This is a genomic window from Photorhabdus sp. RM71S, from assembly GCF_042879355.1.
Classification (GTDB): domain Bacteria; phylum Pseudomonadota; class Gammaproteobacteria; order Enterobacterales; family Enterobacteriaceae; genus Photorhabdus; species Photorhabdus kayaii.
The window spans coordinates 1-223 of record NZ_JBHFKV010000350.1 but is presented as its reverse complement, the minus strand read 5'-3'; the positions used below and the strand labels follow the sequence as shown (position 1 = coordinate 223).

The window sequence follows — 223 nt, the reverse complement described above, 5'->3', positions numbered from 1 at the left end:
TCATCATCTTGGTCATCGTCATCGTCATCGTCATCTTCCTCAGCGTCAGTATCATCCTCATCAGCCTTGGTATCGTCATCCTCATCTTCGGCGTCTTCGTCGTCGCGGTCCCCTTCTTCGGCACGACGGGATTTCGCTTTTTTGCTTTTTTCTTTGTCGTCATCATCTTCCGACGCTGACTTTTTGAGACCCAACAAGTGGGCGAATTTTAAACTAGCCATCT

Annotated in this window: 1 pseudogene; it reads right to left on the bottom strand. The window is 48.4% G+C overall.

Annotation, left to right across the window (positions count from 1 at the left end):
• Positions 1-223 (bottom strand): annotated as a pseudogene (locus ACGF5R_RS25175) (hypothetical protein); the annotation flags it as partial.